Origin of the sequence: Pseudomonas brassicacearum, assembly GCF_009601685.2 — a bacterium.
GTDB classification, from domain to species: domain Bacteria; phylum Pseudomonadota; class Gammaproteobacteria; order Pseudomonadales; family Pseudomonadaceae; genus Aquipseudomonas; species Aquipseudomonas kilonensis_B.
Genome location: NZ_CP045701.2, coordinates 966,345 through 979,563 on the forward strand (window position 1 = coordinate 966,345; position 13,219 = coordinate 979,563).

12 protein-coding genes and 2 tRNA genes are annotated in these 13,219 nt (G+C 59.0%); 13 read left to right on the forward strand and 1 reads right to left on the reverse strand.

Going from position 1 to position 13,219, the window contains the following annotated elements:
• Nucleotides 1-59: 59 nt before the first annotated feature.
• Genes carB through GFU70_RS04090 form a run of 3 tightly spaced genes read left to right on the forward strand, consistent with a single transcriptional unit; the run spans nt 60 to nt 4,193 of the window.
• Nucleotides 60-3,281, forward strand: a complete 3,222-nt coding sequence (gene carB, locus GFU70_RS04080; protein WP_153387641.1) for a carbamoyl-phosphate synthase large subunit — start codon at nt 60-62, stop codon at nt 3,279-3,281.
• A 2-nt stretch (nt 3,282-3,283) separates the two neighbouring features.
• Entirely contained in the window at nt 3,284-3,760 is a 477-nt protein-coding gene (greA, locus tag GFU70_RS04085; protein WP_116643809.1) for a transcription elongation factor GreA, read from the forward strand.
• 28 nt (nt 3,761-3,788) lie between these two features.
• On the forward strand, nt 3,789-4,193 hold the full coding sequence (locus GFU70_RS04090) for a hypothetical protein (RefSeq protein ID WP_058543788.1): 405 nt from the start codon (nt 3,789-3,791) through the stop codon (nt 4,191-4,193).
• A gap of 10 nt (nt 4,194-4,203) precedes the next feature.
• On the opposite strand, the gene GFU70_RS04095 is transcribed toward GFU70_RS04090, so the two are convergent.
• Nucleotides 4,204-4,512 (reverse strand): YhbY family RNA-binding protein, encoded by a 309-nt coding sequence (locus tag GFU70_RS04095; protein WP_003177852.1) that lies wholly within the window; start codon nt 4,510-4,512, stop codon nt 4,204-4,206.
• A 105-nt stretch (nt 4,513-4,617) separates the two neighbouring features.
• Here GFU70_RS04095 and rlmE point away from each other — a divergent pair, with 105 nt between their 5' ends.
• From rlmE to nusA, 10 genes are all read left to right on the forward strand, one after another.
• On the forward strand, nt 4,618-5,250 hold the full coding sequence (gene rlmE, locus GFU70_RS04100) for a 23S rRNA (uridine(2552)-2'-O)-methyltransferase RlmE (RefSeq protein ID WP_003177853.1): 633 nt from the start codon (nt 4,618-4,620) through the stop codon (nt 5,248-5,250).
• 200 nt (nt 5,251-5,450) lie between these two features.
• The gene (gene ftsH / locus GFU70_RS04105) at nt 5,451-7,361 is read left to right on the forward strand and encodes an ATP-dependent zinc metalloprotease FtsH (protein WP_013692252.1); all 1,911 of its coding nucleotides are present in this window, start codon (nt 5,451-5,453) and stop codon (nt 7,359-7,361) included.
• Nucleotides 7,362-7,369: 8 nt separating this feature from the next.
• On the forward strand, nt 7,370-8,221 hold the full coding sequence (gene folP / locus GFU70_RS04110; RefSeq protein ID WP_116643189.1) for a dihydropteroate synthase: 852 nt from the start codon (nt 7,370-7,372) through the stop codon (nt 8,219-8,221).
• Nucleotides 8,222-8,237: 16 nt separating this feature from the next.
• The gene (gene glmM / locus GFU70_RS04115; RefSeq protein WP_058543786.1) at nt 8,238-9,575 is read left to right on the forward strand and encodes a phosphoglucosamine mutase; all 1,338 of its coding nucleotides are present in this window, start codon (nt 8,238-8,240) and stop codon (nt 9,573-9,575) included.
• 66 nt (nt 9,576-9,641) lie between these two features.
• Nucleotides 9,642-10,397 (forward strand): triose-phosphate isomerase, encoded by a 756-nt coding sequence (gene tpiA / locus GFU70_RS04120; RefSeq protein WP_058543785.1) that lies wholly within the window; start codon nt 9,642-9,644, stop codon nt 10,395-10,397.
• 4 nt (nt 10,398-10,401) lie between these two features.
• Complete coding sequence (secG, locus tag GFU70_RS04125; protein WP_081264508.1) at nt 10,402-10,785, forward strand: preprotein translocase subunit SecG; 384 nt, start codon at nt 10,402-10,404, stop codon at nt 10,783-10,785.
• Between the two features lie 21 nt (nt 10,786-10,806).
• Nucleotides 10,807-10,892, forward strand: a tRNA-Leu gene (locus tag GFU70_RS04130).
• A gap of 97 nt (nt 10,893-10,989) precedes the next feature.
• Nucleotides 10,990-11,066 (forward strand) — tRNA-Met (locus GFU70_RS04135).
• Nucleotides 11,067-11,206: 140 nt separating this feature from the next.
• Nucleotides 11,207-11,665, forward strand: coding sequence for a ribosome maturation factor RimP (rimP, locus tag GFU70_RS04140; RefSeq protein WP_013692254.1), 459 nt, complete (start codon nt 11,207-11,209; stop codon nt 11,663-11,665).
• Between the two features lie 59 nt (nt 11,666-11,724).
• Nucleotides 11,725-13,206, forward strand: coding sequence for a transcription termination factor NusA (nusA, locus tag GFU70_RS04145; protein WP_003177868.1), 1,482 nt, complete (start codon nt 11,725-11,727; stop codon nt 13,204-13,206).
• Nucleotides 13,207-13,219 lie beyond the last annotated feature (13 nt).

Consider the following 13,219-nt stretch of genomic DNA (forward strand, 5'->3'; position numbering starts at 1 on the left):
CGCTTCAAAGATTGTTCGACGGCCTAGCCGACTGACCTGCGGATTTGAGTGACAAACCCATGCCAAAACGTACAGACATAAAAAGCATCCTGATTCTCGGCGCCGGCCCGATCGTGATCGGCCAGGCCTGCGAATTCGACTACTCCGGCGCCCAGGCCTGTAAAGCCCTGCGCGAAGAGGGCTACCGCGTCATCCTGGTGAACTCCAACCCGGCCACCATCATGACCGACCCGGCCATGGCCGACGCCACCTACATCGAGCCGATCAAGTGGCAGACCGTTGCCAAGATCATCGAGAAGGAGCGCCCGGACGCGCTGCTGCCGACCATGGGTGGCCAGACCGCGCTGAACTGCGCCCTGGACCTGGAGCGCGAAGGCGTCCTGGAAAAATTCGGTGTGGAAATGATCGGCGCCAACGCCGACACCATCGACAAGGCCGAAGACCGTTCGCGCTTCGACAAGGCGATGAAATCCATCGGCCTGGACTGCCCACGCTCGGGCATCGCCCACAGCATGGAAGAGGCCAATGCCGTCCTGGAGCGCCTCGGCTTCCCATGCATCATCCGTCCGTCCTTCACCATGGGCGGCACCGGTGGTGGCATCGCCTACAACCGTGAAGAGTTCGAAGAAATCTGCGCCCGTGGTCTCGACTTGTCGCCGACCAAGGAATTGCTGATCGACGAGTCCCTGATCGGCTGGAAAGAATATGAAATGGAAGTTGTCCGCGACAAAAAGGACAACTGCATCATCGTCTGCTCCATCGAAAACTTCGACCCGATGGGCGTGCACACCGGTGACTCGATCACCGTCGCACCCGCCCAGACCCTGACCGACAAGGAATACCAGATCCTGCGTAACGCCTCCCTGGCGGTCCTGCGTGAGATCGGCGTGGAAACCGGCGGCTCCAACGTCCAGTTCGGCATCTGCCCGAACACCGGGCGCATGGTGGTCATCGAGATGAACCCGCGGGTATCCCGTTCGTCGGCCCTGGCTTCCAAGGCCACCGGTTTCCCGATTGCCAAGGTCGCTGCCAAGCTGGCCGTGGGCTACACCCTGGACGAGCTGTCGAACGACATCACCGGCGGCAAGACCCCGGCGTCCTTCGAACCGTCCATCGACTACGTTGTCACCAAGCTGCCACGCTTCGCCTTCGAGAAGTTCGCCAAGGCCGATGCCCGCCTGACTACCCAAATGAAGTCGGTGGGTGAAGTCATGGCCATCGGCCGGACCTTCCAGGAATCCTTGCAAAAAGCCCTTCGCGGCCTGGAAGTGGGTGTCTGCGGCCTCGATCCGAAGCTGGACCTGGCCGACCCGGAAAGCATGAGCGTGCTCAAGCGCGAGCTGACCGTGCCGGGTGCCGAGCGTATCTGGTACGTGGCCGATGCCTTCCGTGCCGGCATGACCGTCGAGCAGATCTTCGGCATGAACATGATCGACCCTTGGTTCCTGGTGCAGATCGAAGATCTGATCAAGGAAGAGGAGAAGGTCAAGACCCTGGGCATGTCCAGCATCGACCGCGACACCATGTTCCGCCTCAAGCGCAAAGGCTTCTCCGACATGCGCCTGGCCAAGCTGCTGGGTGTGACCGAGAAGAGCCTGCGCGCGCATCGCCACAAGCTGGAAGTGTTCCCGGTCTACAAGCGCGTCGACACCTGCGCGGCCGAGTTCGCCACCGACACCGCCTACCTGTACTCCACGTATGAAGAAGAGTGCGAAGCCGCGCCATCGACCCGCGACAAGATCATGATCCTGGGTGGCGGTCCTAACCGGATCGGCCAGGGCATCGAGTTCGACTACTGCTGCGTACACGCGGCACTGGCCCTGCGCGACGACGGTTACGAGACCATCATGGTCAACTGCAACCCGGAAACCGTGTCCACCGACTACGACACCTCCGATCGCCTGTACTTCGAACCAGTGAGCCTGGAAGACGTGCTGGAAATCGTCCGTGTCGAGAAGCCAAAAGGCGTGATCGTCCAGTACGGCGGCCAGACTCCGTTGAAGCTGGCGCGCGCCCTTGAAGCCGCTGGCGTGCCGATCATCGGCACCAGCCCGGATGCGATCGACCGCGCCGAAGACCGTGAGCGCTTCCAGCAGATGGTCGAGCGCCTGAACCTGCGCCAGCCGCCAAACGCCACAGTGCGCAGCGAAGACGAAGCGATTCGTGCCGCCGCCAAGATCGGTTACCCGCTGGTGGTGCGTCCGTCCTATGTACTGGGCGGTCGCGCGATGGAAATCGTTTACCAGGAAGACGAGCTCAAGCGCTACCTGCGTGAAGCGGTCCAGGTGTCCAACGACAGCCCCGTGCTGCTGGACCACTTCCTCAACTGCGCCATCGAAATGGACGTGGACGCGGTCAGCGACGGCAAGGACGTGGTAATTGGCGCGATCATGCAGCACATCGAACAAGCGGGCGTTCACTCTGGTGACTCCGCTTGCTCGCTGCCGCCTTACTCGCTGCCGGCGCACATCCAGGACGAGATGCGCGAGCAGGTCAAGAAAATGGCCCTGGAACTGGGCGTTATCGGCCTGATGAACGTGCAACTGGCCCTGCAGGGCGAAGACATCTACGTCATCGAAGTCAACCCGCGCGCTTCCCGGACCGTGCCGTTCGTCTCCAAGTGCATCGGTGTTTCCCTGGCGATGATCGCTGCGCGGGTCATGGCTGGCAAAACCCTGAAGGAACTGAATTTCACCAAGGAAATCATTCCGAACTTCTACAGCGTGAAAGAGGCGGTGTTCCCGTTCGCCAAGTTCCCTGGCGTCGACCCGATCCTCGGCCCGGAAATGAAGTCCACCGGTGAAGTGATGGGTGTGGGCGATACCTTCGGTGAAGCCTTCGCCAAGGCCCAGATGGGCGCCAGCGAAGTGTTGCCGACCGGCGGCACGGCGTTCATCAGTGTGCGTGATGACGACAAGCCACTGGTTGCAGGCGTAGCCCGTGATCTGATCAACTTGGGCTTCGAAGTGGTCGCCACTGCCGGTACTGCCAAGCTGATCGAAGCGGCAGGCCTGAAAGTGCGCCGCGTGAACAAGGTGACCGAGGGGCGTCCGCACGTGGTCGACATGATCAAGAATGACGAAGTCACGCTGATCATCAACACCACCGAAGGTCGCCAGTCGATCGCCGATTCCTACTCCATTCGTCGCAATGCGCTGCAGCACAAGATCTACTGCACGACGACCATTGCGGCGGGCGAAGCGATCTGCGAAGCGCTCAAGTTCGGTCCCGAGAAGACCGTGCGTCGCTTGCAGGATCTACATGCAGGATTGAAGGCATGAGCATAACCAAGTACCCGATGACTGTTCAGGGCGCGAAAGCCCTGGAAGAGGAACACGCCCACCTGACCAAGGTCGTTCGTCCGAAGCTCAGCCAGGACATCGGCACGGCCCGGGAACTGGGTGACCTGAAGGAAAACGCCGAATACCACGCTGCTCGCGAGCAGCAGGGTATGGTCGAGGCGCGTATCCGTGACATCGAGGGCCGCATGCAGAATGCGGTCGTCATCGACGTCACGACGATCCCGCACACCGGCAAGGTGATCTTTGGCACTACCGTGGAAATCGCCAACGTCGAGACCGATGAAAGCGTCACTTACCAGATCGTTGGTGAGGACGAGGCAGACATCAAGCTCGGCAAGATTTCCGTTGGTTCGCCCATTGCTCGCGCCTTGATTGCCAAGGAAGAGGGCGATGTGGTGGTGGTGAAGACGCCAGGTGGTGTCATTGAGTATGAGATTGTCGAAGTCCGTCACATCTGAACGAAGGCGCCCGCTGCGAGCGGGCGCCATGATCTGGCAGCTCACCCAGATGTTGTGGGTGGGCGGCGTCTGGTTGTTGCACGTCGGTTTGCTGCCGGTGCTGGGGCGAGTCGGCCTGGCACCGCTGCTCATTGATGAAATCGCAGGCATGCTGACGGCGCTGCTGGTGGGTTTTTCCGCGGCGTGCGTGTTGTTTCAGGCTTTGGTGCTGGTTCAGGCCGAGGGCCTTGCCAGTCTATGGCGCGACATTCGTGGGCAATTGTTGCTCATGTCGCTGTACGCATGCGGGATGTTCTTTGCGGTGCGTCTAGGCTGGCCGGATGCGAGCCAGTGGCAGGTATTCAGTTACCTGGTGCTGGGTTTTTCCGGACTGGTGCTGGTGTTGCAGCCGGTTCCCGGGTGGAGCGGCAGGGTGTGCGAGGCACACCCTTGACCCTTTGGCATCACTTGAAGCGGTGAACGTTCGACAGTTGCTTGTTGACGCTGAAGTTCTTGCGATAAATCAGCGCCATCTTGCCGATGACCTGCACCAGGTCTGCCTTGCCGGTCTTGCACAGTTCGGCAACGGCAGCCAGGCGGGCTTCGCGGTCGAGGATGTTGAGCTTGATCTTGATCAGCTCATGATCGCCCAAGGCGCGTTCCAGTTCGGCGAGTACACCTTCAGTCAAACCGTTGTCAGCCACAGTCAAAACCGGTTTCAGATGGTGGCCAATGGATTTGTATTGTTTCTTCTGCTCTTGAGTGAGCGGCATAATCTGACCCCTGCGTCTGATCTTGTAAAAAGCGGCGGCCAGTTTACCCGAGCGAGTCCGGGACCGCCCACTTAATCACGACCCGTTTTATTTTTGAGGTGGCCCGTGGCCCGTTCCAAGACAAGTCTTAAATGGCTGCAAGAGCATTTCAACGACCCATTCGTGAAAATGGCGCAAAAAGACGGGTATCGTTCCCGTGCCAGCTACAAGCTGCTGGAGATTCAGGAAAGAGACCGATTGATCCGTCCAGGCATGAGCGTGATCGACTTGGGCGCCGCCCCGGGTGGCTGGTCCCAAGTGACCAGTCGTCTGATTGGTGGGCAAGGCACACTGATCGCTTCCGATATCCTGGAAATGGACAGCATCCCGGATGTGACCTTTATTCAGGGCGACTTTACCGAGGACGCCGTACTGGCGCAGATCCTTGAAGCGGTTGGAAAAAACGAGGTGGACCTTGTGATTTCCGATATGGCCCCCAATATGAGTGGATTGGCATCTGTTGATATGCCGCGATCAATGTTCCTGTGTGAGTTGGCACTGGATCTTGCGACTCGGGTGTTGAAGCCAGGTGGTGATTTTTTGATCAAGGTCTTCCAGGGTGAAGGCTTCGACGAATACCACAAGAGCGTGCGCAAGCAGTTCGAGAAGGTCACGACACGCAAGCCGAAATCATCGCGTGATCGCTCCCGTGAGCAGTACCTGCTGGGCCGTGGTTTCCGTGGTCGCAGTGAGGAATAAGAGGTTTTTCGACCGGGGCGATAGGTTTTTCGTATTTCGTCCCGTGAGCATTAGCGAATATTGTGTGGAAAGTGTTTCACAAAGGGTTACAGACGGCGCCTGCCAGAGTCGTAGGTAATGTAGTAAGTTAGGCCGGTGAATATCATGCGAAGCACGCGCCAGTAGCGGAGCTTGCTTCAGAGGGTAGTTAATTGAACGATATGGCAAAGAATCTGATCCTGTGGTTGATCATCGCCGCTGTCCTTGTGACCGTGATGAACAACTTCTCCAGCCCTAATGAGCCGCAGACCCTCAACTATTCCGACTTCATCCAGCAGGTCAAGGATGGCAAGGTCGAGCGCGTAGCCGTTGATGGCTACGTGATTACCGGCAAGCGCACCGATGGCGATAGCTTCAAGACCATTCGTCCGGCGATCCAGGACAATGGCCTGATCGGCGACCTCGTGGACAACCATGTCGTGGTCGAGGGCAAGCAGCCTGAGCAGCAAAGCATCTGGACCCAGCTCCTGGTCGCCAGCTTCCCGATCCTGGTGATCATCGCCGTGTTCATGTTCTTCATGCGCCAGATGCAGGGCGGCGGCGGAGGCAAGGGCGGACCGATGAGCTTTGGCAAGAGCAAGGCCCGGCTGCTTTCCGAAGACCAGGTGAAAACCACCCTGGCCGACGTCGCGGGTTGTGACGAAGCCAAGGAAGAAGTGGGCGAACTGGTTGAGTTCCTGCGTGATCCGGGCAAGTTCCAGCGCCTGGGCGGTCGTATTCCACGCGGCGTGCTGATGGTAGGCCCGCCAGGTACTGGTAAAACCTTGCTGGCCAAGGCGATTGCCGGTGAAGCCAAGGTGCCGTTCTTCACGATTTCCGGTTCCGACTTCGTGGAAATGTTCGTCGGCGTGGGCGCCAGTCGTGTCCGTGACATGTTCGAGCAGGCCAAGAAACACGCACCCTGCATCATCTTCATCGACGAAATCGACGCCGTCGGTCGCCATCGTGGCGCCGGCATGGGTGGCGGTCACGACGAGCGTGAACAGACCCTCAACCAGTTGCTGGTCGAGATGGACGGTTTCGAAATGAACGACGGCATCATCGTGATTGCCGCCACCAACCGTCCTGACGTACTTGACCCCGCGCTGTTGCGTCCTGGTCGTTTCGACCGCCAGGTCGTGGTGGGGCTGCCGGACATTCGCGGCCGCGAGCAGATCCTCAAGGTCCATATGCGCAAGGTGCCAATGGGTGACGACGTCGCCCCGGCAGTGATCGCGCGTGGTACGCCGGGCTTTTCCGGTGCCGACCTTGCGAACCTGGTCAACGAAGCGTCGCTGTTTGCTGCTCGCACCGGCAAGCGCGTCGTGGAGATGAAGGAATTCGAGCTGGCCAAGGACAAGATCATGATGGGCGCAGAGCGCAAATCCATGGTCATGTCGGAGAAAGAAAAGCAGAACACTGCGTACCATGAGGCGGGTCACGCGATCGTCGGTCGTGTCGTGCCTGAGCATGATCCGGTCTACAAGGTCTCGATCATCCCGCGCGGTCGTGCCCTGGGCGTGACCATGTTCCTGCCGGAAGAAGATCGCTACAGCCTGTCCAAGCGTGCATTGATCAGCCAGATATGTTCGTTGTACGGCGGCCGTATCGCTGAAGAAATGACGCTGGGCTTCGACGGTGTGACCACTGGCGCCTCCAACGACATCATGCGTGCCAGTCAGATCGCTCGGAATATGGTCACCAAGTGGGGCCTGTCCGAGAAGTTGGGGCCGCTGATGTATGCCGAAGAAGAGGGGGAAGTATTCCTCGGTCGTGGTGGCGGTGGCCAGCATGCAAGCTTCTCCGGCGAGACGGCCAAGCTGATCGATTCCGAAGTGCGCAGCATCATCGACCAGTGCTACGGCACTGCCCGGCAGATTCTCACGGACAACCGTGACAAGCTCGATGCCATGGCTGATGCCCTGATGAAGTACGAAACCATCGATGCCGAGCAGATCGACGACATCATGGCGGGTCGCGTGCCTCGCGAGCCTCGTGACTGGTCGGGTGGTACGGGTACTTCCGGTACGCCGCCGGCAGTACAGGGTGAGCGTCCGGAAACACCGATTGGCGGTCCGGCCGCTGATGTCTAAGGCTTGAAATGACTTCTGTTCAGTCCTCGACCCGGTTGCCTTGCGGCAACCGGGTTCTTGATTTGGCCCATGCGCATGTCATGGGCATTCTCAATGTCACGCCTGATTCCTTTTCCGATGGTGGTCGATTCAGCCAGCTCGATGCTGCGCTGCGGCATGCCGAGGCCATGGTGGTCGCGGGGGCAACGCTGATCGATGTGGGTGGCGAATCGACCCGGCCGGGCGCACGCGCGGTCTCGCCTACCGAAGAGCTGGAGCGAGTGGCGCCGATTGTCGAGCGCATCCATCGCGAACTTGATGTCATTATCTCGGTCGATACGTCCACGCCTGCGGTCATGCGTGAGACGGCGCGACTGGGGGCAGGCCTGATCAATGATGTTCGGTCCTTGCGGCGCGATGGTGCCCTGGACGCTGCGGCGGCCACCGGGCTGCCGGTGTGCCTGATGCATATGCTCGGCGAGCCGGGGACCATGCAGAATGACCCGCACTATGATGATGTGACCAGGGAGGTGGGTGAATTCCTGGTGGAGCGTCTGAGCCAGTGTGCTGCCGTGGGCATCCCCGCCGAGCGGATCATTCTTGACCCCGGGTTCGGCTTTGCCAAGACCCTGGCTCACAACCTGAGCCTGTTCAAACATATGGAAGCCTTGCATGCCCTGGGGCGGCCCCTGTTGGTTGGGGTCTCGCGAAAGAGCATGATAGGCAATGCCTTGGGCCGCCCGGTGGGCGAGCGCCTGTATGGCGGTCTCGCGCTGGCCGCCTTGGCCCTTGCCAAGGGTGCGCGCATATTGCGCGTGCACGATGTAGCCGAAACGATGGATGTCGTGCGGATGATTGCAGCTGTGGATTCAGCCGAATAAGAATGACGGAGCACTTATGAGCAAGAAATACTTTGGCACCGACGGTATTCGTGGTCGGGTCGGCGAATACCCTATTACCCCTGATTTCATGCTCAAGCTCGGCTGGGCGGCCGGCATGGCGTTCCGTAAAATGGGCGCTTGCAAGGTGCTGGTCGGCAAGGACACGCGAATTTCCGGCTATATGTTCGAATCGGCGCTCGAGGCCGGCCTGACCTCGGCAGGCGCCGATGTGATGCTGCTGGGTCCGATGCCAACACCGGCCATCGCCTACCTGACGCGTACGTTCCAGGCGCAGGCAGGCATCGTGATCAGTGCCTCGCACAACCCTCATGATGACAACGGCATCAAATTCTTCTCCGGCCAGGGTACCAAGCTGCCGGATGATATCGAATTGATGATCGAAGAGCTGCTGGACACGCCGATGACTGTGGTTGAGTCGAGCAAGATCGGCAAAGTGTCGCGGATCAACGATGCGTCGGGTCGCTACATCGAGTTCTGTAAAGGCAGTGTGCCGACCGGTACCAGTTTTTCCGGTCTGAAAGTCGTCGTCGATTGCGCCCACGGCGCCACCTATAAAGTTGCGCCGAGCGTCTTTCGCGAGCTGGGCGCCGAGGTGGTGGTGCTTTCCGCCCAGCCTAATGGCCTGAACATCAACCATAACTGTGGCTCCACCCATACCGAGGCACTGCAGGCTGCGGTGCTGGCAGAGCAGGCCGATCTCGGGATCGCCTTCGATGGCGACGGTGACCGGGTCCTGATGGTTGACCACACCGGGACGGTGGTCGACGGTGACGAGCTGCTGTTCATCATTGCTCGCGACCTGCATGGGCGCGGCAAGCTGCAGGGCGGTGTGGTCGGTACATTGATGAGCAACCTCGGGCTTGAACTGGCCCTGGCGGACCTGGATATCCCGTTCGTGCGGGCTAACGTGGGTGACCGCTACGTGATCTCGGAGCTGCTGGAGCGCAACTGGGTGATCGGGGGCGAGAACTCCGGCCACATCGTGTGCTTCGACCATACCACCACGGGGGACGCGATCATTGCGGCCCTGCAGGTGCTGATGGCGCTCAAGGCGCGCAATGAAGGTCTCGCACAGTCGCGCCAGGCTTTGCGCAAATGCCCGCAAGTGTTGATCAACGTGCGTTTCGGTGGCGGCGTAAATCCTCTTGAGCATGCGAAGGTCAAGCAGGCCAGTGAGCGTGTGACACAGGCGATGGCGGGGCGTGGGCGCGTGTTGCTGCGCAAGTCCGGCACAGAGCCGCTGGTGCGCGTCATGGTCGAAGGAGAGGATGAAGCGCAAGTTCGCGGTTATGCCGAAGAGCTGGCAAAACTGGTTACTGAAGTTTCTGCCTGAATTCGGCTTGCCAGTCATGAATCGGTTGGGTAACATCTGCGCCCACTTTGACCGACGAGGTACAGCATGCGTCGCCCTATGGTAGCTGGTAACTGGAAGATGCACGGTACCCGCGCCAGCGTCGCTGAGCTGATCAATGGCCTTCGTCATCTGGCCTTGCCTAGCGGTGTTGATGTCGCGGTATTCCCGCCTTGCTTGTATATCAATCAAGTGGTTGATGGCTTGAAAGGCAAATCGATTTCGGTCGGTGCGCAGAATTCTGCGGTGGAATCCATGCAAGGTGCGCTGACCGGCGAGATTGCGCCGAGTCAGTTGGTGGATGCAGGTTGCTCCCTGGTCCTGGTCGGACACTCCGAGCGTCGCCAGATCATGGGCGAGCAGGACAGGACCTTGATCCGCAAGTTTGCTGCGGCCCAGGCCTGCGGTCTGATTCCGGTGTTGTGCGTAGGGGAGACCCTTGAGCAGCGGGAGGCCGGCAAGACCCTTGAGGTTGTCGGGCGTCAGCTGGGCAGCATCATCGAAGACCTGGGTGTTGGTGCTTTTGCAAAGGCGGTCATTGCTTACGAGCCGGTCTGGGCCATTGGCACCGGGCTGACTGCTTCGCCGCAACAGGCGCAGGATGTGCACGCAGCCATCCGTGCCCAGTTGGCGGCAGAGAATTCTGAAGTGGCACGAGGTGTGCGGCTTCTATACGGCGGCAGCGTGAAGGCGGCCAATGCGGTCGAACTGTTCGGCATGCCGGATATCGATGGGGGGCTCATTGGTGGAGCGTCCCTGAATGCAGATGAGTTCGGTGCGATTTGTCGCGCCGCGGGAAACTGAAAAAATGCTGGAAACAGTCGTAGTCGTTTTTCATCTGCTGGGTGCACTGGGCGTAGTTGCCCTCGTATTGCTGCAGCAGGGTAAAGGTGCGGATGCTGGTGCGTCTTTCGGTGCAGGTGCTTCAAATACTGTGTTCGGAAGCCAAGGTTCCTCTACCTTTCTTAGTAAGTTTACTGCTATACTTGCCGCCGGTTTCTTCTTGACCAGCTTAGGGTTAGGTTACTTTGCTAAAGAGAAAGCTCATGAGCTGACTCAAGTAGGTTTGCCAAACCCAGCGGTACTGGAAGCGCCAAAGCAACAACCGGCTTCTGATGATGTCCCGGTGCTTCAAGAGCAAAAGTCGGCCAATCCGGCGACTGACGTGCCTCCAGCTCAAGAGCAGAAGTAAGAAGGTTTCAAACGCTGTATTGCCGAGGTGGTGGAATTGGTAGACACGCAACCTTGAGGTGGTTGTGCCCATAGGGTGTAGGGGTTCGAGTCCCCTTCTCGGTACCAATTATCAGGAGAGCCCGCGAATGCGGGCTTTCTTGTAGGTGGAAGGGTTACATTGACCCTGTAAGGGATCGGTCGTATACTTCCGCCCCAGCTTTGTCGCGGGATGGAGCAGTCTGGTAGCTCGTCGGGCTCATAACCCGAAGGTCGTCGGTTCAAATCCGGCTCCCGCAACCAGTTTCAGGGGCCCCTTCCAAGGGGCTTTTTGTTAGCTGGACACTTTATAACGCCGCTGTTCGACGGCGTTTCAGGGATGGGCGATTCGCCCATTTTTTTTTATTTGCACAGCATGCACAAACATGCACGAGGGGGTTCAGGTGTCGAGCAAGCTAGAACAGTTGCAGGCCTTGTTGGCCCCGGTGGTCGTGGCCCTTGGCTATGAATGCTGGGGTATTGAGTTTTCGGCTCAAGGTCGCCACTCACTATTGCGCGTTTATATCGATAAGGAAGGCGGCGTGTTGGTGGATGATTGCGCCATCGTCAGCCGTCAGATCAGCGGTGTACTGGATGTTGAAGATCCAATCACCTCTGAATACACCCTTGAAGTTTCCTCGCCTGGCATGGAGCGCCCCCTGTTCACACTTGAACAGTTCGCTTCGTTTGCCGGTGAACAAGTGAAGATCAAGCTGCGTTCGCCTTTCGAAGGTCGACGCAACTTCCAAGGCCTTCTGCGCGGTGTAGAAGAGCAGGACGTCGTGGTGCAGGTAGATGACCATGAGTTCCTGTTGCCGATCGATATGATCGACAAGGCCAACATTATTCCCAGTTTTGACTGATACGTGCCAGATACTGCGGATCCCGCGGATCCAATGGCTTGCGAAAGGCGAGGCGTACGATGAGCAAAGAAGTACTGCTGGTTGTTGAGTCGGTATCCAATGAAAAGGGCGTACCGGCTAACGTTATTTTTGAAGCGCTGGAGCTGGCTCTGGCCACTGCTACCAAGAAGCGGTTTGAAGACGAAGTTGATTTGCGTGTGGAAATCAATCGCCACACTGGTGCCTACGAGACTTTCCGTCGCTGGACGGTGGTCGAGGAAGCCGACCTGGACGATCCGGCTATCGAAACCTGGCCGAGCAAGGTTGCAGAAACGCACCCGGGCGCCAAGGTAGGTGATGTCGTCGAAGAAAAAATCGAATCCATTGAATTCGGTCGCATCGCTGCACAGACTGCCAAGCAGGTTATTGTGCAGAAAGTTCGCGAAGCCGAGCGCGCGCAAGTCGTCGACGCTTATCGCGAACGCCTGGGGGAAATCATCTCCGGCACCGTGAAAAAAGTGACCCGCGACAACGTGATCGTCGACCTGGGCAACAACGCTGAAGCGTTGCTGGCTCGTGAAGACATCATCTCTCGCGAAACTTTCCGGGTCGGCGTGCGTTTGCGTGCGCTGCTCAAGGAAATCCGCACCGAGAACCGGGGCCCACAGCTGATCCTGTCGCGTACAGCGCCGGAAATGCTGATCGAGTTGTTCCGCATCGAGGTGCCGGAAATTGCTGAAGGCCTGATCGAAGTCATGGCCGCCTCCCGTGATCCGGGTTCGCGTGCCAAGATCGCGGTCCGCTCCAAGGACAAGCGTATCGACCCGCAAGGTGCCTGCATTGGCATGCGTGGTTCGCGTGTCCAGGCCGTATCCGGCGAGTTGGGCGGTGAGCGTGTGGACATCGTCCTGTGGGACGATAACCCGGCTCAGTTCGTGATCAATGCCATGTCGCCTGCTGAAGTGGCGGCAATTATCGTCGACGAAGATGCCCACGCCATGGACATCGCCGTTGGCGCAGACAATCTGGCTCAGGCCATCGGTCGCGGTGGTCAGAACGTGCGTCTGGCCAGCCAGTTGACTGGCTGGACCCTGAACGTGATGACCGAATCGGACATCCAGGCTAAGCAGCAAGCTGAAACCGGCGACATCCTGCGCAACTTCATCGAAGAGCTTGAAGTCGATGAAGAGCTGGCTCAGGTGCTGGTGGATGAAGGCTTTACCAGCCTGGAAGAGATTGCCTACGTACCGGTGGAGGAAATGCTCAACATCGACGGCTTTGACGAGGAGATCGTCAACGAGCTTCGCGCTCGGGCCAAGGATCGTTTGTTGACCAAAGCCATCGCTACTGAGGAAAAGCTGGCAGACGCCCATCCGGCCGAAGACCTGCTCTCGCTTGAGGGCATGGACAAGGATTTGGCGATGGAACTGGCGGTGCGCGGCGTAATTACCCGCGAAGACCTGGCCGAGCAGTCTATTGACGATCTGCTCGACATCGACGGCATTGACGATGATCGTGCCGGCAAGTTGATCATGGCCGCCCGAGCCCACTGGTTCGAGTAATTAGGCGCGGCCT